This is a genomic window from Kitasatospora sp. CM 4170, assembly GCF_032110285.1.
Lineage (GTDB): Bacteria > Actinomycetota > Actinomycetes > Streptomycetales > Streptomycetaceae > Kitasatospora > Kitasatospora aburaviensis.
The window spans coordinates 2292720-2312901 of sequence record NZ_CP134877.1; the positions used below are offsets into that span (position 1 = coordinate 2292720).

18 protein-coding genes are annotated in these 20182 nt (G+C 72.8%); 2 read left to right on the plus strand and 16 right to left on the minus strand.

Annotation, left to right across the window (positions count from 1 at the left end):
* Positions 1 to 239 precede the first annotated feature (239 nt).
* Positions 240 to 638 (plus strand): peptidoglycan-binding domain-containing protein, encoded by a 399-nt coding sequence (locus RMN57_RS09045; RefSeq protein WP_313762879.1) that lies wholly within the window; start codon positions 240 to 242, stop codon positions 636 to 638.
* A gap of 72 nt (positions 639 to 710) precedes the next feature.
* Here RMN57_RS09045 and fmt read toward each other — a convergent pair whose 3' ends face one another.
* Positions 711 to 1649, minus strand: a complete 939-nt coding sequence (gene fmt, locus RMN57_RS09050; protein WP_313762880.1) for a methionyl-tRNA formyltransferase — start codon at positions 1647 to 1649, stop codon at positions 711 to 713.
* Positions 1650 to 1713: 64 nt separating this feature from the next.
* On the minus strand, positions 1714 to 2259 hold the full coding sequence (gene def, locus RMN57_RS09055) for a peptide deformylase (protein WP_313762881.1): 546 nt from the start codon (positions 2257 to 2259) through the stop codon (positions 1714 to 1716).
* 266 nt (positions 2260 to 2525) lie between these two features.
* Between def and RMN57_RS09060 the strand changes: the two genes are divergently transcribed.
* Entirely contained in the window at positions 2526 to 3128 is a 603-nt protein-coding gene (locus tag RMN57_RS09060) for a hypothetical protein (protein WP_313762882.1), read from the plus strand.
* Positions 3129 to 3333: 205 nt separating this feature from the next.
* On the opposite strand, the gene RMN57_RS09065 is transcribed toward RMN57_RS09060, so the two are convergent.
* From RMN57_RS09065 to pyrR, 14 genes are all read right to left on the minus strand, one after another.
* A complete protein-coding gene (locus RMN57_RS09065; RefSeq protein WP_313762883.1) occupies positions 3334 to 5421 on the minus strand; it encodes a primosomal protein N' in 2088 nt (695 codons plus the stop codon).
* Between the two features lie 103 nt (positions 5422 to 5524).
* Positions 5525 to 6733 (minus strand): methionine adenosyltransferase, encoded by a 1209-nt coding sequence (metK, locus tag RMN57_RS09070; RefSeq protein ID WP_313762884.1) that lies wholly within the window; start codon positions 6731 to 6733, stop codon positions 5525 to 5527.
* A 150-nt stretch (positions 6734 to 6883) separates the two neighbouring features.
* Positions 6884 to 8134 carry a bifunctional phosphopantothenoylcysteine decarboxylase/phosphopantothenate--cysteine ligase CoaBC gene (gene coaBC / locus RMN57_RS09075; protein WP_313762885.1) on the minus strand — a complete coding sequence of 417 codons (1251 nt, stop codon included), beginning with the start codon at positions 8132 to 8134 and terminating at the stop codon, positions 6884 to 6886.
* A gap of 166 nt (positions 8135 to 8300) precedes the next feature.
* Positions 8301 to 8567 carry a DNA-directed RNA polymerase subunit omega gene (gene rpoZ / locus RMN57_RS09080; protein WP_030056185.1) on the minus strand — a complete coding sequence of 89 codons (267 nt, stop codon included), beginning with the start codon at positions 8565 to 8567 and terminating at the stop codon, positions 8301 to 8303.
* A 37-nt stretch (positions 8568 to 8604) separates the two neighbouring features.
* Positions 8605 to 9162, minus strand: coding sequence for a guanylate kinase (gmk, locus tag RMN57_RS09085; protein ID WP_313762886.1), 558 nt, complete (start codon positions 9160 to 9162; stop codon positions 8605 to 8607).
* Between the two features lie 48 nt (positions 9163 to 9210).
* The gene (gene mihF / locus RMN57_RS09090) at positions 9211 to 9537 is read right to left on the minus strand and encodes an integration host factor, actinobacterial type (protein WP_030056187.1); all 327 of its coding nucleotides are present in this window, start codon (positions 9535 to 9537) and stop codon (positions 9211 to 9213) included.
* Positions 9538 to 9863: 326 nt separating this feature from the next.
* Positions 9864 to 10697, minus strand: coding sequence for an orotidine-5'-phosphate decarboxylase (pyrF, locus tag RMN57_RS09095; RefSeq protein WP_313762887.1), 834 nt, complete (start codon positions 10695 to 10697; stop codon positions 9864 to 9866).
* Positions 10698 to 10741: 44 nt separating this feature from the next.
* Positions 10742 to 11845, minus strand: a complete 1104-nt coding sequence (locus RMN57_RS09100) for a quinone-dependent dihydroorotate dehydrogenase (protein ID WP_313762888.1) — start codon at positions 11843 to 11845, stop codon at positions 10742 to 10744.
* A 140-nt stretch (positions 11846 to 11985) separates the two neighbouring features.
* Positions 11986 to 15294, minus strand: coding sequence for a carbamoyl-phosphate synthase large subunit (gene carB, locus RMN57_RS09105; protein WP_313762889.1), 3309 nt, complete (start codon positions 15292 to 15294; stop codon positions 11986 to 11988).
* Positions 15287 to 16444 carry a glutamine-hydrolyzing carbamoyl-phosphate synthase small subunit gene (gene carA / locus RMN57_RS09110; RefSeq protein WP_313762890.1) on the minus strand — a complete coding sequence of 386 codons (1158 nt, stop codon included), beginning with the start codon at positions 16442 to 16444 and terminating at the stop codon, positions 15287 to 15289. Before carA ends, carB begins: the two co-directional genes overlap by 8 nt.
* Positions 16441 to 17007 (minus strand): hypothetical protein, encoded by a 567-nt coding sequence (locus RMN57_RS09115; protein WP_313762891.1) that lies wholly within the window; start codon positions 17005 to 17007, stop codon positions 16441 to 16443. Before RMN57_RS09115 ends, carA begins: the two co-directional genes overlap by 4 nt.
* Complete coding sequence (locus RMN57_RS09120) at positions 17004 to 18308, minus strand: dihydroorotase (RefSeq protein ID WP_313762892.1); 1305 nt, start codon at positions 18306 to 18308, stop codon at positions 17004 to 17006. Before RMN57_RS09120 ends, RMN57_RS09115 begins: the two co-directional genes overlap by 4 nt.
* Positions 18305 to 19279, minus strand: a complete 975-nt coding sequence (locus tag RMN57_RS09125; protein ID WP_313762893.1) for an aspartate carbamoyltransferase catalytic subunit — start codon at positions 19277 to 19279, stop codon at positions 18305 to 18307. Before RMN57_RS09125 ends, RMN57_RS09120 begins: the two co-directional genes overlap by 4 nt.
* Before the next feature lie 5 nt (positions 19280 to 19284).
* Positions 19285 to 19908, minus strand: coding sequence for a bifunctional pyr operon transcriptional regulator/uracil phosphoribosyltransferase PyrR (gene pyrR / locus RMN57_RS09130; protein ID WP_313762894.1), 624 nt, complete (start codon positions 19906 to 19908; stop codon positions 19285 to 19287).
* Positions 19909 to 20182 lie beyond the last annotated feature (274 nt).

The window sequence follows — 20182 nt, forward strand, 5'->3', positions numbered from 1 at the left end:
CGACGGTGCGGCCCGGGCGGCAGGGGCCCGCCGGACCGGACCCCGTCTGCAGCGCCGTCCCCCGCGACCGGCGACGGTTCGAACGCGGCCCGTCCCGCTCCCGCCCGGCACCGCCGTGCCACCCGGGACGCCCCGCGCGAGTGACGGCGTTGCCGCCGCTACGATCTGACAGCCACACAGGGGACGCCGAATCAGAAGGCGCGCCCGACACACTCGTCACTCACGGGGGATCCCACCGGATGAAGCTCCGCAGAACCAGCCGCGCCGCCGTCAGCCTCGGCGTGGCCGCCCTCTCCCTCTTCGCCTTCACGGGCACCGCGCAGGCGACCGCGGACATGCCGTACGTCGGTTACGGCTACCCGAACCTCCCGGCGGCCGTGAGGTGCGCCCAGGACTTCTCGAACCTGTTCGGCGGCTACTGGCCCCCGATCATCGTCGACGGCAAGTACGGTCCGGACACCAACTGGGCCATCAAGCAGTTCCAGTCGCACATGGTCCGCACCGGTCAGTACAACCTGACCGTCGACGGCGTCGTCGGTAAGGCCACCGGCTCGGCCATGCTGCAGCTGGCCTGGCAGGCGGGCATCCGCGACGCCCGGTACGGCCAGTGCTACGCCGCCCTGCCGAACACCCTCTGACCGTCGTACGACCGGCGCCGCCACGGTGACCGGCGGCCGGGCCACGGGCCCGGCCGCCGGCCCGCTCGCCGGTCAGTCCTCGCCGAACCGCTCGCCGGACTCGATCCGCGCCCCGCGCGCCCAGTCCGCGGCCCGCATCGCCTTCTTGCCCTGCGGCCGCACCTCACCCAGCTCGACCTCGTGGCTGCCGGTGCCGACCCGGACGCTGTTCTTGCCGACGGCCAGTTCCCCGGGGGCGAGCGAAGCCGCGTCCGGCAGCAGCTTCACCGGGCCGGTGATCTTCAGCCGCTCGCCGCGGAACACCGTCCACGCGCCGGGGGCCGGGGCACAGCCCCGCACCACGCGGTCGACCCGCAGGGCGGGGTGGGTCCAGTCGATCCGGGCGTCCTCGACCGCGATCTTCGGCGCGAGGGTGACGCCCTCGGCGGGCTGCGGCACGGCGTGCAGGGAGCCGTCGGCGATGCCGTCCATGGTGGCGGCGAGCAGGCGGGCCCCGGAGTGCGCGAGCCGGTCCAGGAGCTCGCCGCTGGTGTCGGTGGGGCGGACCTCCTCGGTGATGACGCCGTAGACCGGGCCGGAGTCCAGCCCCTGCTCGATCAGGAAGGTGGACGCCCCGGTGACCTCGTCGCCGGCCAGCACCGCGTGCTGCACCGGGGCGGCGCCGCGCCAGGCGGGGAGCAGCGAGAAGTGCAGGTTGACCCAGCCGTGCTCGGGGATCTCCAGCGTGCCGGGGCGCAGCAGCGCGCCGTAGGCGACCACGGGGCAGCAGTCGGGTGCGAGTTCGGTGAGGCGGGCGACGAAGTCCGGGTCGCTGGGCTTCGCCGGCTTGAGGACCTCGATCCCGGCCTCCTCGGCGCGCTGGGCGACGGGGCTGGCGACCAGCTTGCGGCCACGGCCGGCGGGGGCGTCGGGGCGGGTGACCACCGCGACGACCTCGTGCCGGTCGGAGGCGAGCAGGGCGTCCAGGGCGGGAACGGCGACCTCGGGGGTGCCGGCGAACACGAGGCGCATCAAGTGCCTTTCTGGTTACGGGACTTCGGAGAAGGACGAGAAGCGCCGGCGGGCCGGCGCGGACTCAGCGGGCGGAGCCGAAGGTGCTGTGCGGCGAGACCTTCACCACGGGCGCGGGCCCGCCGCCCCAGTCGGTCTCCCGGATCGCCTTCAGTGCGGCCTTGCGCTGCTCGCGGTCGAGGCGGTCGATGAAGATGATGCCGTCGAGGTGGTCGGTCTCGTGCTGGATGCAGCGGGCCAGCAGCCGGGTGCCCTCGACGGTGACCGGGTCGCCGTACATGTTGAAGCCCTTGGCGACCACGCCGTGGGCGCGCTTGGTGTCGTAGCGCAGCCCGGGCAGCGAGAGGCAGCCCTCGGGGCCGTCCTGCTCCTCCTCGGTGAGCGACAGGTCGGGGTTGATCAGGTGTCCGGTGACGCCGTCCACGTGGTAGGTGAACACTCGCAGGGAGATGCCGAGTTGGGGCGCCGACAGGCCGGCGCCGGGGGCGTCGAGCATGGTGTCGGTGAGGTCGCGGACGAGGTTGCGCAGCTCCTTGTCGAAGGTGGTCACCGGTCGGGCGGTGGCCCGCAGGACCGGGTCTCCGAAGATGCGGATCGGCTGGATCGCCACGGGGGTCGGGCTCCTGTCCGTCGGGGTCGTCGGGGGGTTCGGTCTGCCGGGTGGCTGCGCCGGTCGTCGGGCCGGCCACCGGCAAGTCTATGCAATCGTGCCCGGCCCTCTCCGGCCGTGCCCGGGCATCTGGCATATCCCGACTGTCCCGGCTGCGTGACCCCGGCCCCCGGTCCGGCGTTGGTCAAGTGGGATTGACCGGGGCCGGGGCGCGCGGGACACCGCGTTCCGGCCGAGCTGACCGTACGGAAGGTGGCACGTAGGCCATGGCCGAGCAGATCAACCACGACGCCCGGGCGCGGGCGAGCCTGCACCTGCTGGTGCGGGACATCGAGCGGGTGAGGCGGCAGGTCGACGCGCTGCGGACGCTCACCGCCCAACTGGGCAACGTCTACCGACCGCGCCGGCCGAGTACCTCGGCCGGGTTCGTGGTGTACGGACGGGCGCCGGCGCCGACCGTGCGCCTGGCGCAGGAGCTGCGCGAGAGCGTGGAGACGCTGGTGGCGGCGGCGGTCGAGTTCGACCGGGCGCTGGGCTTCTCCTGGGACTCGGTGGGCTCGGCGCTCGGCGTCACCAAGCAGGCGGTGCACCGCCGGTACGGGATGCGCCGGCCGACCAGCGAGCTGCTGGCGGCGGGCGGGGTGCCGGCCCCGGCCGGCGCGGCCGTCCCGGGGGTGCCGGGCCCGAGCCGGCCGGACCGCTCTGAGGAGCTGCCCACCGCGGCCACCGCCCCGACCGGGCTGGCGTCGACGGGTCTGGCCGCGACCGTCCCGGCGGCCCGCCAGGGCGGCCTGGACCGTGCCGCACTGGACCGCGCCGCCCACGAGCGGGCCCCCCTCGACCGCACCGGCATCCCGCTGCGCGGGTGAGGGCGGGCTCCACCCGCGGCGGGTGCCGGGTGAGGGGCGGGGCAACCGACCGCTCCTCACCCGCCGTCCGTCACCCCGCGCCCGCCCGCCTCACCGACCCGCCCGAGGTCCGACGCCGACCCACCCGGACTCCGCAGCCGACCCGCCCGAGGTCCGACGCCGTCCGCCCGTGGTCCGCAGCCGCCCCGCCAGGGGTCGAACCGACTCACCCGATGTCCGTGGGGTCGATCCGCACCCGCACCGTCTCGGGCGTCCGCAGCGCGATCCGCGCGATCTGCGCCGCCTTGAGCGCCGCCGCCAGCGCGGCGCCCTGCCCGGGCGGCACCCGCAGCAGCGCCCGCTCCTGTTCCTCCCCGCGCAACGCCGGCGCCGGCACCGGCCCCAGCACGTCCGCGTCCGAGGGCAGCCGGATCAGCCCGAGCAGGTCCGCCACCGCCGCCGGACTGCCGGCCACCGAGGCCATCCGCGACACCGGAGGGAAGTGCAGCTGCGCCCGTTCGTCCAGCTCCAGCCCGGCGTGGCCGAGCGGGTCCCACCGCACCAGCGCCTGCACCGGACGCGCGGTCGGCTCGGCGACCACCACCACGGTGCCGCCCTCGGCGGCCGGCTTCACCAGCGCGGCGGCGGCCAGCCAGAGCCGCAGCGTCTCCTCCCCGGCCCGCAGGTCGGGGCGGCTCAGCAGCGCCCAGCCGTCCAGCAGCACGGCGGCCGCGTACCCGCCGCCGCCCTCGACCACCGGCTCCGCACCCGGCGTGGAGATCACCAGCGCCGGTTCGGCCGGCACGGTCGCCAGCACCGCGTCCCGCCCCGAGGTCCGGACCGGCACGCGCGGGAACGCCTTGCCCAGCTCCTCCGCCGTCCGCCGGGCCCCGATCACCTGGGCCCGCAGCCGGAACGAACCGCACTCCGGACAGTGCCAGTCCGGCTCCGCCCCGCCGCACCACCCGCAGTGCAGCGGCGCGTCCGCCGCGGCCGCCTCCAGCGGGCCCTCGCACCGGCGGCAGCGGGCCGGCGTCCGGCACCGCCCGCAGGCCAGCCGGGGTACGTAGCCGCGCCGCGGCACCTGGATCAGCACCGGGCCGCCGCTCGCCAGGGCCTCGCGGGCCGCCTCCCAGGCCACCGAGGGCAGCCGGGCGGCCTGCGCCGCGGCGTCCCGGTGCTGGTCCTGGTCGGTGACGGTGCGGACCCGGGGCGCCACCTGTCGCACGGTCTCCCGGTCGGCGGCCAGCGGCCGGGCCCACCCGGTGCGGATCAGCTGCGCGCCCTCGACCGTCACCGCGTGCCCGCCGAGCAGGACGCCCGCGCTCTCCTCGGCTGCGCGCAGCAGCGCCACCTCGCGCACGTGCGGGTGCGGGGCGCGCGGGTCGCTGTGGCTGCCGTCGCCGTCGGACCAGACGACCACCAGCCCGAGGTCGCGCACCGGCGCGAACATCGCCGCCCGGGTGCCGATGGCGGCGTGCACCGAGCCGCGGCTCACCGACAGCCAGCGCCGGTAGCGTTCGCGCGGGCCGAGGTCGGCCGCCAGGGTGGCGTGCATGCCCTCCCCCAGCAGCTCGGTCAGCGCCCGGTCGACCCGGGCCACCGACCGGCCGTCCGGCAGGACGACCAGCGCGCCGCGCCCGCCCGCCAGGGTGGCCGCGACGGCCCGGGCGATCTCGTACGGCCAGCCGGGCCCGGGCAGCGCCGTCCAGACCGCGCGCGGCGAGCCGCCGCCGGCCAGCGCGGCGAGGAAGTCCGGGCCCGCCGGGTAGCGCGACCAACCGCCGGGGGCCGGCTCCGGCGGCCGGGGCCGGGGCGGCGGCGAGGGCTCGGCCTCGGCCTTGGCGTGCCGGGGCGGGACGGCCAGCTGCAGCACGTCCGCGAGGGTGCCGGCGTACCGGTCGGCGACGGTGCGGCAGAGCCGCAGCAGCGGCGGGGTGAGCACCGGCTCGGGCGAGAGCACCTGGGCGAGCGGCGCCAGCGGGCCGGGGAAGTCGCTCTTCTCCAGCCGCGCCACGATGAAGCCGTCGTGCAGCTCGCCGCCCTCGCGCTGGCCCTTGACCACCCGGGCGCCGAACCGGACCCGGACCCGGGCGCCGGGCTGCGCCTCCTCCGCCATCGCGGCGGGCACCTCGTAGTCGAAGAACTTGTCGATGGTCAGCACGCCCTTGTCGACCACGACCCGGGCGACCGGCAGGTGCTCGGCCCGCTTGGCCCCGCGCCACGTCCGCGGCTTGGCGCGCTTGACCGTCTCCCGGATGAACGCGAGCTGCTCCGGCTCGGCCGCCGCCCCGTTCTCCCCTGTGCTGCTCATCGTTCCCAAGTACTACCAGGTCGGACCGACACCGTGCGCAAACGCCGCAGGCGGCGGCCACCGTGGGTGGTGGCCGCCGCCTGCGGACGGGTGGACCGGGTGATCAGTCCTGCACAGCCTTCTTCAGCAGCTCGACGCGGTCGGTCCGCTCCCAGGTGAAGTCCGGCAGCTCACGGCCGAAGTGGCCGTACGCGGCGGTCTGGGCGTAGATCGGACGCAGCAGGTCGAGGTCGCGGATGATCGCGGCCGGGCGGAGGTCGAACACCTCGGAGACGGCCTTCTGGATCGTGAGGACCGGCACGGTCTCGGTGCCGAAGGTCTCCACGAAGAGGCCGACCGGCTCGGCCTTGCCGATCGCGTACGCGACCTGGACCTCGGCGCGGCGGGCGAGGCCGGCGGCGACGATGTTCTTCGCCACCCAGCGCATCGCGTACGCGGCCGAGCGGTCCACCTTGGACGGGTCCTTGCCGGAGAAGGCGCCGCCGCCGTGGCGGGCCATGCCGCCGTAGGTGTCGATGATGATCTTGCGGCCGGTGAGGCCGGCGTCGCCCATCGGGCCGCCGATCTCGAAGCGGCCGGTCGGGTTGACCAGCAGGCGGTAGCCGTCGGTCACCAGCTTGATGCCCTGGTCGGCGAGCGCCTTGAGCTCCGGCTCCACGACGAACTCGCGGATGTCCGGGGTGAGCAGCGAGTCCAGGTCGATGTCGCTGGCGTGCTGCGAGGAGACGACCACGGTGTCGAGGCGGACGGCCTTGTCGCCGTCGTACTCGATGGTGACCTGGGTCTTGCCGTCGGGGCGCAGGTACGGGATGGTCCCGTTCTTGCGGACCTCGGAGAGGCGGTGCGAGAGCCGGTGCGCCAGGGTGATCGGCAGCGGCATCAGCTCGGGGGTCTCGTCCGAGGCGTAGCCGAACATCAGGCCCTGGTCGCCGGCGCCCTGCTTGTCCAGGTCGTCCTCGTCGCCCTCGACGCGCGCCTCGTACGCGGTGTCGACGCCCTGGGCGATGTCGGGCGACTGCGCACCGATGGACACCGAGACGCCGCAGGAGGCGCCGTCGAAGCCCTTCTTGGAGCTGTCGTAGCCGATCTCCAGGATCTTGTCCCGGACGAGCTGGGCGATCGGCGCGTACGCCTTGGTGGTCACCTCGCCGGCCACGTGCACCTGGCCGGTGGTGATGAGCGTCTCCACGGCGACCCGGGACGTCGGGTCCTCGCGCAGGAGCGCGTCAAGGATGGTGTCGCTGATCTGGTCAGCGATCTTGTCGGGGTGTCCCTCGGTCACGGATTCCGAGGTGAACAGGCGGCGAGACACAGCGCTCCCTGGGGTTGCAGCGGCTGCTGACTGAAGGCCCCCGGCGAACCGGGGACATCCGGAAAGACTTGATTCCTGGAGTGTAACGGTCAGCTACCGACAATCGGCACGCGATTCCGGAATTGGAGACCGAACATCCACCCTACGAGATCAGTCCGCGACCGGATTCAGCCGTTCGGCGACCAGGTCCCAGACGACGTCCGCGAGGGCCTCCTTGGGCCCCACCGGAACAGCCGTCTCACTGCCGTCCGCGCCCAGCACGACGGCCTCGTTGACGTCCCGGCCGAACGCCTTGCCGTTGCCGACCTCGTTGACGACCAGCAGGTCGCAGCCCTTGCGGGCGAGCTTGGCGCGGCCGTTGGCGAGCACCTCGTCGGTCTCCGCCGCGAAACCGACGACGAGTTGGGCCGAACGGGGGCGGTGGGCGGAGATCTCGGCCAGCACGTCGGGGTTGCGCACCAGCGCGACCGGCGCCGGCTCGACCCCCTCGACCTTCTTGATCTTGCCGGTGGCGTACTCGGCGGGCCGGAAGTCGGCGACCGCGGCGGCCATGACCACGGCGTCCGCCTCCGCGGCGGCCTTCAGCACCGCCTCGCGCAGCTCCAGCGCGGTCGAGACGTGCACCACGTCGACCCCGGCCGGGTCGGACAGCTCGGCGTTGGCCGAGATCAACGTCACGCGGGCGCCGCGCGCGGCGGCGGTGGTGGCGAGCGCGTAGCCCTGCTTGCCGGAGGAGCGGTTGCCGAGGAAGCGCACCGGGTCGAGCGGCTCCCGGGTGCCGCCCGCCGAGACGACGACGTGCCGGCCGGCCAGGTCGGTGGGCACCGGGCCGCCGCGGCGCAGCACCGCCCGGCAGGCGTCGAAGATCGCGGACGGCTCGGGCAGCCGGCCCTTGCCGGTGTCCTTGCCGGTCAGCCGGCCGACGGCGGGCTCCAGCACGATCACGCCCCGGCGGCGCAGGGTGGCGACGTTCTCCCGGGTGGCGGGGTGCTCCCACATCTCGGTGTGCATCGCGGGCGCCAGGACGACCGGGCAGCGCGCGGTGAGCAGGGTGTTGGTGAGCAGGTCGTCGGCGAGCCCGTGGGCGGCCTTGGCCATCAGGTCGGCGGTGGCGGGGGCGACCACGACCAGGTCGGCGTTCTGCCCGATCCGCACGTGCGGCACCTCGTGGACCCGGTCCCAGGTCTCGGTGGCGGCCGGTCGGCCGGAGAGCGCGGCCCAGGTGGCCTCGCCGACGAAGTGCAGCGCGGCCTCGGTGGGCACCACGGTGACCTGGTGACCGGACTCGGTGAACCGCCGCAGCACCTCGCACGCCTTGTACGCGGCGATGCCGCCGCTGACGCCGAGGACGACGCGCGGGGCGTCCGCCCGGTCAGTGCTCGCGTCCGTGCTCGCGCTCATGCTCCCCATCTCTCCTCGCTCGGGACGTGCTCACCCTACGGCCCCTCGACGAGCGCCTGCACTGTGGTGCCCCGCACACCCGCCGGAGCCGCCGCGGGCACGCGCCCGGGAACGCCGAAGGGCCCGTCGGAACGAGTCCGACGGGCCCTTCGCAGAAGGCACCGGCTCAGGCCGCCTCGACCGCCTCGGCGGTCAGCATGCCCGCGTTGATCTCGCGCAGCGCGATCGACAGCGGCTTCTCGTGCACGTGGGTGTCGACCAGCGGGCCGACGTACTCCAGCAGGCCCTCACCGAGCTGCGAGTAGTAGGCGTTGATCTGGCGCGCGCGCTTGGCGGCGTAGATCACGAGGCTGTACTTGGAGTCGGTGGCCTCGAGCAGCTCGTCGATCGGCGGGTTGATGATGCCCTCGGGCGCGGTCATGGAAGAGGACACGCGAAAACCTTCCGAAAGGGTGGAAAACACAGACAGGTCAGCCTACACCGAGCAAGGCTAGCAGTTCGGCCGCCACCTGCTCGACGGAGGTGTTGACCAGGGTCGTGTCGAACTCGGGCTCGGCGGCCAGCTCGACCTTGGCGGCCTCCAGCCGCTTCTCGATCACGTCCTGCGGCTCGGTGCCCCGGCCGGTCAGCCGGCGGACCAGCTCGTCCCAGCTCGGCGGAGCCAGGAAGACCAGCTGGGCGTCGGGCATCGACTCGCGCACCTGACGGGCGCCCTGGAGGTCGATCTCCAGCAGGACGGGCTCGCCCCGTTCCAGCTTCTCCAGCACGGCCGAGCGGGGGGTGCCGTAGCGGTTGCCCGCGAAGACGGCCCACTCCAGCAGTTCACCGTTGGCGATCAGCTTGTCGAACTCGTCGTTGTCGACGAAGTGGTACTGGACCCCGTTCTGCTCGCCCGGCCTCGGGTGGCGGGTCGTCGCCGACACCGAGAGCCAGACCTCGGGGTGCTTCTTCCTCATATGAGCGACGACCGTGCTCTTGCCGACCCCCGAGGGGCCGGAGAGCACGGTCAGCCGCGGACGCTCACTCATGCACCGATTATCCCGGATCGCGGACGATCCCGGGACCACGGGGCACGGTCAGGCGGCACCGCCGCCGAACTCCCGCTCCAGGGAGGCGATCTGGTTCGTGCCGAGACCACGGACACGGCGGCTCTCGCTGATGCCGAGGCGCTCCATGATCTGCTTGGCCCGGACCTTGCCGACGCCCGGCAGGGACTCCAGCAGGGCCGAGACCTTCATCTTGCCGATGACGTCGTTGTCGGCCTTGCCGGCCTTGATCACCTCGTGCAGGGAGGCGCCGGAGTGCTTGAGCCGGTTCTTGACCTCGGCGCGCTCCCGGCGAGCCTCGGCGGCCTTGGCGAGCGCGGCGGTGCGCTGTTCAGGGGTAAGGGGCGGAAGAGCCACGCCGTTCACCTCAGGGTGTGGAAGGAAGGGATTGAGCTATGACTGGTTTGGTTCCTCGGACACCGGTCGCAGGGGATGCCGATGGCTCTGACCTGCGAGAGCAGCGGGAATCGCCGCTCTTCGATGACCTATCGCCGGACACTACCCGGATTGCGGCGCCACGTCAGGAAAAGAACACGAAAAGTCCTGGTCAGCCAAGGCCGACCAGGACTTTACCGGGCAAAACGACCCTGTTTCGGGCCCTTTCGCGGGGGTGGTGTGACGGCGCTCACGTCGGGCTCCCCGACCTGCGCCACCCCGTCACGCCGCTCCGGAGGGTCACCGGCTCACTTCACCGCGTCCGCGTACTCCTGGACGAAACGGTCGGCCGCCGCCCGCAGGGCCGGTGCCGAGGGGCCGTGCTTGAGCACGTCACGGCTGACGCTCGGCACCACGTTGCGCACCGAGGCGCCGAAGACGCGCGGCAGATCGGCCATCGTGGCGCCCTGGGCGCCGATCCCGGGGGCGAGCAGCGGACCGTTGATCGCCAGGTCCACGCCGGCGTCCGCCAGGGTCGCGCCGACCACCGCGCCGAAGGAGCCGAGCGGCTCGGCACCGGCGTTCTCGGCCGCCAGCTGGCGCAGCACGGAGGCCGCCACCGGCTCGCCGTCGGCACCGACGGCGCGCTGCACCTCGGCGCCCTCCGGGTTGGAGGTGAGCGCCAGCGCGAAGACGCCCGCGCCGTTGGCCGCGGCCAGGTCGAGCGCCGGGCGCAGCGAGCCGAAGCCGAGGTAGGGGCTGACCGTGACGGCGTCGGAGAACAGCGGGCTGCCGGCGGCCAGGAAGGCCTCGGCGTAGGCGGCCATGGTGGAGCCGATGTCACCGCGCTTGGCGTCCATCAGGACCAGCGCGCCGGCCGCACGGGCCTCCTCGACGGACTTCTCCAGCACCGCGACGCCCTTGGAGCCGAAGCGCTCGAAGAAGGCGGCCTGCGGCTTGAGCACGGCCACCCGGTCGGCCAGCGCCTCGACCACGGTGCGGCTGAAGGTCTCCAGGCCCGCCACGGAGTCCTCCAGACCCCAGGCGGCGAGCAGGGAGGCGTGCGGGTCGATGCCGACGCAGAGCTGGCCGCGGGTGTCGAGGGCCTGGCGCAGCCGGGCGCCGAAGGGGGCGAGGGTCATGACGTCCTTTCCGGGGGTGGAGCGGGGGTTCGCCTGGCGGCGGTTCAGGAGGAGGCCTTGGCGCTGCCGACGGCGGCCGCCAGGTTGCGGAAGCCGCCGGCCCGGACCTTCGCGGAGAGGCCCTTGTGGATGCGGCGGCACCAGAACGGGCCCTGGTAGATGAAGGCGCTGTAGCCCTGGACCAGGTCGGCGCCGTGGATGATCCGCTGCCAGGCGTCCTCGGCGGTCTCGATGCCGCCGACCGAGACCAGCACCAGCCGGCCCTCGGTACGGGCGCGCAGGCGCTGCAGGACCTCCAGGGCGCGGGCCTTGAGCGGGGCGCCGGAGAGGCCGCCCATGCCGATCTCCTCGATCCGGGCGGCGGGGGTGCGCAGGCCCTCGCGGCCGATCGTGGTGTTGGTGGCGATGATGCCGTCCAGGCCCAGCTCCAGGGCGAGGTCGGCGACCGCGTCGACGTCCTCGTCGGCCAGGTCGGGGGCGATCTTGACCAGCAGCGGCACGTGGTGCGCCGTGGAGCGGTCGGCGGCCTCGCGGACGGCGCTCAGCAGCGGGCCCAGGTGCGAGACGGCCTGGAGGTTGCGCAGACCGGGGGTGTTCGGCGAGCTGACGTTGACCACCAGGTAGTCGGCGTACTTGGCCAGCCGCTCGGTGGACTTCACGTAGTCGCCGATCGCGTCGGCCTCCTCGACCACCTTGGTCTTGCCGATGTTGATGCCGACCACCGGGGTGGAGCTGGTGTGCGGGCGCTCGGCGAGGCGGGCGGCGACCCGGGCCGAGCCCTGGTTGTTGAAGCCCATCCGGTTGACCAGCGCGCGGTCCTCGATCAGCCGGAACAGGCGCGGGGCCGGGTTGCCGGGCTGGGGCTCGCCGGTGATGGTGCCGATCTCGACGTAGTCGAAGCCGATCATCGCCAGGCCGTCGATGCCGACGCCGTTCTTGTCGAAGCCCGCCGCCAGGCCGAACGGGCCGGGCAGGTCGAGGCCGAGCGCGCTGGTGCGCAGCGCGCGGTCGCGCGGGGCGAGCACCAGCCGGACCAGGGTGCGCAGGCCGGGCACCGAGGAGGCCAGCCGGATCCAGAAGAAGGCCAGGTGGTGGGCCTTCTCCGGGTCCATCTTCTTGAAGACGAGGTCGAACAGCAGCTTGTACAAAGCATTGCTCCATCGGGGCGGGCGCAGCCCGTTCGAAAGAAGGCTGGCGGCGGCCTGGGGGTACCCCCGGCCGAAGGCTGGGGGAGGGTGGGCATGGAAGTGGGGGCACCCGGCGGTTCGGTGCCCCCACTGCGGCGGTACTACTTGCGGCCGGCGTTGATCAGCTCGGCGTGCTCCTGGAGCGACATCACCCCGACCTCGTCGCGCAGCAGCGCGTCGATGCCCTGGACGGCGGCGCCCATGGCCTGGACGGTGGTCAGGCAGGGCACGGCGCGCGCGACGGCGGCGGTGCGGATCTCGTAGCCGTCGAGGCGGCCGCCGGTGCCGTACGGCGTGTTGATGATCAGGTCGACCTCGCCGTCGTGGATCAGCTGGACGATGGTCCGCTCGCCGTTCGGGCCCTCGCCCTCGCTGTGCTTGCGCACCACGGTGGCGGGGATGCCGCCGCGCTGCAGCACCTCGGCGGTGCCGGCGGTGGCGAGCAGCTCGAAGCCGAGGCCGACCAGCGCGCGGGCCGGGAAGACCAGGTTGCGCTTGTCCCGGTTGGCGACCGAGACGAAGACCTTGCCCTTGGTCGGCAGCGCGCCGTAGGCACCGGCCTGCGACTTGGCGTACGCCGTGCCGAAGACCCTGTCGATGCCCATGACCTCACCGGTGGAGCGCATCTCCGGGCCGAGCACGGTGTCCACACCGCGGCCGTGGACGTCGCGGAAGCGGCTCCACGGCATCACGGCCTCCTTGACGGAGATCGGGCAGTCCGCGGGCAGCGTGCCGCCGTCGCCCTCGGCCGGGAGCATGCCCTCGGCGCGCAGCTCGGCGATGGTGGCGCCGAGCGAGACCCGGGCCGCCGCCTTGGCCAGCGGCACCGCGGTGGCCTTGGAGGTGAACGGCACGGTGCGGGAGGCGCGCGGGTTGGCCTCCAGCACGTAGAGGATGTCGCCGGAGAGGGCGAACTGGATGTTGATCAGACCGCGGACGCCGACGCCGCGGGCGATCGCCTCGGTGGAGGCGCGCAGCCGCTTGATGTCGTAGCCGCCGAGGGTGATCGGGGGCAGCGCGCAGGCGGAGTCGCCGGAGTGGATGCCGGCCTCCTCGATGTGCTCCATGACGCCGCCGAGGTAGAGCTCGGTGCCGTCGTAGAGCGCGTCGACGTCGATCTCCACCGCGTCGTCGAGGAAGCGGTCGATCAGCACCGGGTGCTCGGAGATCAGACCGGCGTGCCGCTCCAGGTAGGAGGCGAGCGAGGCCTCGTCGTAGACGATCTCCATGCCGCGGCCGCCGAGGACGTACGACGGGCGGGCCAGGACGGGGTAGCCGATCTCGTCGGCGATCGACTTGGCCTCCTCGAAGGAGAAGGCGGTGCCGTGCTTGGGGGCCGGCAGGCCGGCGTCGCGCAGCACGCGGCCGAAGGCGCCGCGCTCCTCGGCGAGGTCGATCGCCTCGGGCTGGGTGCCGACGATCGGCACGCCGTTGTCCTTGAGCGCCTGGGCCAGGCCGAGCGGGGTCTGGCCGCCGAGCTGGACGATGACGCCGGCCAGCGGTCCGGCCTGCTGCTCGGCGTGGACGATCTCCAGCACGTCCTCCAGGGTGAGCGGCTCGAAGTAGAGCCGGTCGGAGGTGTCGTAGTCGGTGGAGACGGTCTCCGGGTTGCAGTTGACCATCACGGTCTCGTACCCGGCGTCGGCCAGCGCGAAGGAGGCGTGCACGCAGGAGTAGTCGAACTCGATGCCCTGGCCGATGCGGTTCGGGCCGGAGCCGAGGATGATCACGGCGGGCTTGGTGCGCGGGGCGACCTCGCTCTCCTCGTCGTAGGACGAGTAGAAGTACGGGGTCTTGGCGGCGAACTCGGCGGCGCAGGTGTCGACGGTCTTGAACACCGGGCGGATGCCGAGCGCGTGCCGGACCTCGCGGACCACGTCGGGCCGCAGGCCGCGGATCTCGCCGATCTGCTGGTCGGAGAAGCCGTGCCGCTTGGCGTGGCGCAGCAGCTCGGGGGTGAGCTCGGAGGCCTCGGCCAGCTCGCCGGCGAGCTCGTCCAGCAGGAAGAGCTGGTCGACGAACCACGGGTCGATCTTGGTGGCCTCGAACACCTCCTCCGGGGTGGCGCCGGCCCGGATGGCCTCCATGACGGTGTTGATCCGGCCGTCCGTCGGGACGACGGCCTTCTCCAGCAGCGCGGCCTTGTCGCCGACCGGGCCGGCCCAGGTGAACTGGGAGCCCTTCTTCTCCAGCGAGCGCAGCGCCTTGTTGAGCGCCTCGGGGAAGTTGCGGCCGAGCGCCATGGCCTCGCCCACCGACTTCATGGTGGTGGTCAGCGTCGCGTCGGCGCTCGGGAACTTCTCGAACGCGAACCGCGGCACCTTCACCACGACGTAGTCGAGGGTCGGCTCGAAGGAGGCCGGGGTCTCCTCGGTGATGTCGTTGGGGATCTCGTCCAGGGTGTAGCCGACGGCGAGCTTCGCGGCGATCTTGGCGATCGGGAAGCCGGTCGCCTTGGACGCCAGCGCGGAGGAGCGGGAGACGCGCGGGTTCATCTCGATGACGATGACGCGGCCGTCGACCGGGTTGACGGCGAACTGGATGTTGCAGCCGCCGGTGTCGACGCCGACCTCGCGGATGACGGCGATGCCGATGTCGCGCAGGATCTGGTACTCGCGGTCGGTGAGCGTCATCGCCGGGGCGACGGTGATCGAGTCACCGGTGTGCACGCCCATCGGGTCGAAGTTCTCGATGGAGCAGACGACCACGACGTTGTCGTTCTTGTCGCGCATCAGCTCCAGCTCGTACTCCTTCCAGCCGAGGATGGACTCCTCCAGGAGCACCTCGGTGGTCGGCGAGAGGGTCAGGCCCTGGCCGGCGATCCGGCGCAGGTCCTCCTCGTTGTGGGCGAAGCCGGAGCCGGCGCCGCCCATGGTGAAGGAGGGGCGGACCACGACCGGGTAGCCGCCGAGGGTGTCGACGCCGGCCACCACCTCGTCCATGGTGTGGCAGATGACCGAGCGGGCGGACTCGCCGTGGCCGATCTTCTGGTTGACGGCCTCGACGACGCCCTTGAAGAGGTCGCGGTCCTCACCCTTGTTGATCGCCACGACGTCGGCGCCGATCAGCTCGACGCCGTACTTGTCCAGCGTCCCGGCCGCGTGCAGGGAGATCGCGGTGTTGAGCGCGGTCTGCCCGCCGAGGGTCGGCAGCAGGGCGTCCGGGCGCTCCTTGGCGATGATCCTCTCGACGAACTCCGGGGTGATCGGCTCGACGTAGGTGGCGTCGGCGATCTCCGGGTCGGTCATGATCGTGGCCGGGTTGGAGTTGACCAGGACGACCCGCAGGCCCTCGGCCTTGAGCACCCGGCAGGCCTGCGTTCCCGAGTAGTCGAACTCGGCGGCCTGGCCGATCACGATCGGGCCGGACCCGATCACCAGGACGGACTTGATGTCAGTGCGCTTAGGCACGCTGGCCCTCCATGAGCTTCACGAAGCGGTCGAACAGGTACGCGGCGTCGTGCGGGCCGGCGGCCGCTTCGGGGTGGTACTGCACGCTGAAGGCGGGGACGTCGAGCGCCTGCAGGCCCTCGACCACGTCGTCGTTGAGGCAGACGTGGGAGACCTCGACGCGCCCGAACGGGGTGTCGCTCACCTTGTCCAGCGGTGCGTTCACGGCGAAGCCGTGGTTGTGCGCGGTGACCTCCACCTTGCCGGTGGTGCGGTCCTGCACCGGCTGGTTGATGCCGCGGTGGCCGTACTTGAGCTTGTAGGTGCCGAAGCCCAGCGCGCGGCCGAGGATCTGGTTGCCGAAGCAGATGCCGAAGAACGGGGTCCTGCGCTCCAGGACGCCCTTCGCCACCTCGACCTGGTGGTCGGCGGTGGCCGGGTCGCCCGGGCCGTTGGAGAAGAAGACGCCGTCCGGGTTGACCGCGTAGACGTCCTCGATGGTGGAGTTGGCGGGCAGCACGTGCACCTCGATGCCGCGCTCGGCCATCCGCTGCGGGGTCATCGCCTTGATGCCGAGGTCGAGGGCGGCGACGGTGAACTTCTTCTCGCCGATCGCGGGCACGACGTACGGCTCGGTGGTGGCGACCTCGGCGCAGAGGTCCGCGCCCTTCATCTCCGGCGACTGCTGCACCCGGGCCAGCAGCGCGGCGTCGTCCGCCACCGCCCCGCCCGAGAAGATGCCGCAGCGCATGGCGCCGCGCTCGCGCAGGTGCCGGGTGAGCGCGCGGGTGTCGATGCCGCTGATGCCGACGATGCCCTGGCTGGCCAGCTCCTCGTCCAGCGACCGGCGCGAGCGCCAGTTGGACGGGACGCGGGCGGGGTCGCGGACGACGTAGCCGGCGACCCAGATCTGCTTGGACTCGTCGTCCTCGTCGTTCCAGCCGGTGTTGCCGATCTGCGGGGCGGTCATCACGACGACCTGGCGGTGGTACGACGGGTCGGTGAGGGTCTCCTGGTAACCGGACATGCCGGTGTTGAAGACCGCCTCGCCGAAGGTCTCCCCGGTCGCGCCGTAGGCCTGGCCGCGGAAGGTCCGGCCGTCCTCCAGGACGAGCACAGCAGGCACGCGCTCCCGCCTCAAGCGCTGCGTGGTGGGGGCAGGTGCGGTCATCGAGTGGCCTCTTCCGTCTTCGTCTTCGTACGTGTTGCGAGCTGAGCGACCGCCTCGACCCAGGCGGCGTGCTCATCGGGGTGGTCGGCCCGGAAACCGGAGTCCAGTGCGGTGCCCTCGTGCGTCCAGGTGACGACGAGCAGTCCGGACGGGACGACCTTGCCGGCGATCCCGGAGTCCGTCCGGGCACCGGTCAGGTGCTCCGCCGGGATCCAGAAGTCGACGTCACCGGGGCGCCGCACCAGCAGGCCGTCCTCGCCGAGGGTCAGGTCGGCGCGGCTGCGGGTGCCCAGGCCGTGCGCGACGACCCGGTCCAGCCAGTTCCCGGCCGTGGTGCTGCCGTGGTACCGGCCGCTGGTCTCCAGGATGGTCCGGCCGGCGCGCTCCGGCACGGCGGGCAGCGGCGGGATCCCGGACTGCAGGGTGCGCCGCCAGTTCCAGCCCTGCCGCATCAGCCAGTAGACGAGGCCGATCACGATCAGCAGGCCGACGGCCCAGCCGATGTACCCGGGCCAGTTGGTGACCCTGGCCTGCTCCTGGGCGAGCCGGGCGAGCCCGGTCACGCCAGCCCGCCCTGCTCGACCAGCTCGCCGGCGAGCACGGTGGCGGTGCCGCGGAGGAAGGTGGCGTGCACCCGTCCGGGCAGGTCGAGGCCCTTGTAGGGGGTGTTGCGGCTGCGGGTGGCGAAGCTCTCGGGGTTCACGGCACCACGGTACGCGGGATCGAAGAGCACCAGGTTCGCCGGCTCACCAACCGAGATCGGCCGTCCGTGGCCGGTGAGACGGCCGATCCGCGCCGGGCGGTGCGACATCCGGTCGGCCACGCCCTCCCAGTTCAGCAGGCCGGTCTCGACCATGGTCTGCTGGACCACCGAGAGCGCGGTCTCCAGGCCGACCATGCCCATCGCGGCGACGGCCCACTCGCAGTCCTTGTCCTCGGCCGGGTGCGGCGCGTGGTCGGTGGCGACGGCGTCGATCGTGCCGTCGGCCAGCGCCTTGCGCAGCGCCTGGACGTCCTCGGCGGTGCGCAGCGGCGGGTTCACCTTGTACACCGGGTCGTAGCTGCGGACCAGCTCGTCGGTGAGCAGCAGGTGGTGCGGGGTCACCTCGGCGGTGACGTCCCAGCCCTTGGCCTTGGCCCAGCGGATGATCTCCACCGAGCCGGCCGTGGAGACGTGGCAGACGTGCAGGCGGGAGCCGACGTGCGCGGCGAGCAGCACGTCGCGGGCGATGATCGCCTCCTCGGCGACGGCCGGCCAGCCGCCGAGGCCGAGCTCGCCGGAGACCTGGCCCTCGTTCATCTGGGCGGCCTCGGTGAGCCGCGGCTCCTGGGCGTGCTGGGCGACGACGCCGTCGAAGGCCTTCACGTACTCCAGCGCGCGGCGCATGATGACGGCGTCGTCGACGCACTTGCCGTCGTCGGAGAAGACCCGGACGCCGGCCGCCGACTCGTGCATGGCGCCCAGCTCGGCGAGCTTCTTGCCCTCCAGGCCGACGGTGACGGCGCCGACCGGCTGCACGTCGCAGTAGCCGGACTCCTGGCCGAGCCGCCAGACCTGCTCGACCACACCGGCGGTGTCGGCCACCGGGAAGGTGTTGGCCATCGCGTGGACGGCGGTGAAGCCGCCCTTGGCGGCGGCCTGGGTGCCGGTCAGCACGGTCTCGGCGTCCTCGCGGCCGGGCTCGCGCAGGTGGGTGTGCAGGTCGACCAGGCCGGGCAGCACCACCAGGCCGGTGGCGTCGATGTCGATGTCCGCCTCGGCCTGTAGGCCGGTGCCGATCTCCCGGATGACGCCGTCGGCGATGTGGAGGTCCTGCGGGTCGCCGCCGAGGATCTGGGCGTTGCGGATCAGGTAGGTGGTCACTGGGCGGTCTCCACGGATTCGGTGCGGGCGTCGGCGAGGGTGGCTCCGCCGAGCAGGAGGTAGAGGACGGCCATCCGGACGGAGACGCCGTTGGCGACCTGCTCGACCACGGTGCAGCGCGGCGAGTCGGCGACCTCGGCGGTGATCTCCATGCCGCGGACCATCGGGCCGGGGTGCATCACGATGGCGTGCTCGGGCAGCTGCGCCATCCGGGTGCCGTCCAGGCCGTAGCGGCGGCTGTACTCGCGCTCGGTCGGGAAGAATGCGGCGTTCATCCGCTCGCGCTGCACCCGGAGCATCATCAGCGCGTCGGTCTTGGGGAGCACGCTCTCCAGGTCGTAGCTGACCTCGCAGGGCCAGTTCTCGATGCCGATGGGCAGCAGCGTCGGCGGCGCGACGAAGGTGACCTGGGCGCCGAGGGTGGTCAGCAGGTGCACGTTGGAGCGGGCGACCCGGCTGTGCAGGATGTCGCCGACGATGGTCACCCGGCGGCCGGCCAGGTCGTGCCCCGCACCGGGGTTGAGGTGGCGGCGCATGGTGAAGGCGTCGAGCAGGGCCTGGGTGGGGTGCTCGTGGGTGCCGTCGCCGGCGTTGATGACGCTGCCGTGCAGCCAGTCGGACTGGGCCAGCCGGGCCGGCGCGCCGGAGGCGTGGTGCCGGATGACGACCGCGTCGGCGCCCATGGCCTGCAGGGTGAGGGCGGTGTCCTTGAGGCTCTCGCCCTTGGAGACCGAGGAGCCCTTGGCGGAGAAGTTGATGACGTCGGCGGAGAGCCGCTTCTCGGCGACCTCGAAGGAGGTCTTGGTGCGGGTGGAGTCCTCGAAGAAGAGGTTGACGACCGTTCGGCCACGGAGCGTGGGCAGCTTCTTGACGGCCCGTCCGGAGAGCTGGGCCAGCTCCTCGGCGGTGTCCAGGATCAGCAGCGCGTCGTCGCGGGTGAGGTCGGCGGCGGAGACGAGGTGGCGCTTCACGCGGGTTACTCCGGGAGGTGCGGTTCGGAAGGCTTGGCGGCCAGGGCCTGCGACGAGCGCGCGGTGTAGTCGCGGTCGCCGACCAGGACGGCGTCCACGCCGTCGGTGTCGGACAGGCGCACCTGCACGGCCTCGCGCAGGGAGGTGGGGAGGTTCTTGCCCACGTAGTCGGCGCGGATCGGCAGCTCGCGGTGGCCGCGGTCGACCAGGACGGCCAGCTGGACGGCGCGCGGGCGGCCGATGTCGCTGAGGGCGTCCAGCGCGGCCCGGATGGTGCGGCCGGAGAACAGCACGTCGTCGACGAGGATCACCAGGCGGCCGTCGATGCCGTCGGCCGGGATCTCGGTGTGCTCCAGGGCGCGGGCGGGCTTCAGCCGCAGGTCGTCCCGGTACATGGTGATGTCCAGGGTGCCGAGCGGGATCTCGCGGCCGGTGATCTGGCCCAGCCGGGCCTGCAGCCGGCGGGCGAGGTGGACGCCCCTGGTGTGGATGCCGAGCAGCACGACGTCCTCCGCGCCCTTGGCGCGCTCGACGATCTCGTGCGCTATCCGGGTGACGACCCGGGTGATGTCCGCGCCGTCCAGCACCTGGTGCGGCGGCCGCGGCGTGGTTTCGTGGTGTGCGGTCATGCCGAAGCGGACCTCCTTCCCCGCCTCACTGGACGGGCCTTAAAGGATGTCTGAATTGACGGCCCCCGCCGACGGGGCGCGGGCTTCCGGTCATCGTACCAGCGCGGGTTCACGCAAATGGACCACCACCGTTCCGCTTCGCCGGGTTCACGCCCCCGACGCGTCACCGATGCGGACCATTCGCACGAGTGCCCCATTCGGCTTGACGCAACTACCTCACTCTACGTAACCTCACAGTGAGTTACGAGACGGACGTCGAACCCACCGGTAACGG

Coding starts and splice junctions, on each gene's coding strand:
- RMN57_RS09045 (WP_313762879.1), top strand. CDS start 240: ATGAAGCTCCGCAGAACCAGCCGCGCCGCCGTCAGCCTCGGCGTGGCC.
- coaBC (WP_313762885.1), bottom strand. CDS start 8,134: ATGAGCGCGAGCACGGACGCGAGCACTGACCGGGCGGACGCCCCGCGC.
- gmk (WP_313762886.1), bottom strand. CDS start 9,162: ATGAGTGAGCGTCCGCGGCTGACCGTGCTCTCCGGCCCCTCGGGGGTC.
- pyrR (WP_313762894.1), bottom strand. CDS start 19,908: ATGACCGCACACCACGAAACCACGCCGCGGCCGCCGCACCAGGTGCTG.
- pyrF (WP_313762887.1), bottom strand. CDS start 10,697: ATGACCCTCGCCCCCTTCGGCGCCCGGCTGCGCCAGGCCCTCGACACC.
- fmt (WP_313762880.1), bottom strand. CDS start 1,649: ATGCGCCTCGTGTTCGCCGGCACCCCCGAGGTCGCCGTTCCCGCCCTG.
- RMN57_RS09060 (WP_313762882.1), top strand. CDS start 2,526: ATGGCCGAGCAGATCAACCACGACGCCCGGGCGCGGGCGAGCCTGCAC.
- carA (WP_313762890.1), bottom strand. CDS start 16,444: ATGACCGCACCTGCCCCCACCACGCAGCGCTTGAGGCGGGAGCGCGTG.
- RMN57_RS09065 (WP_313762883.1), bottom strand. CDS start 5,421: ATGAGCAGCACAGGGGAGAACGGGGCGGCGGCCGAGCCGGAGCAGCTC.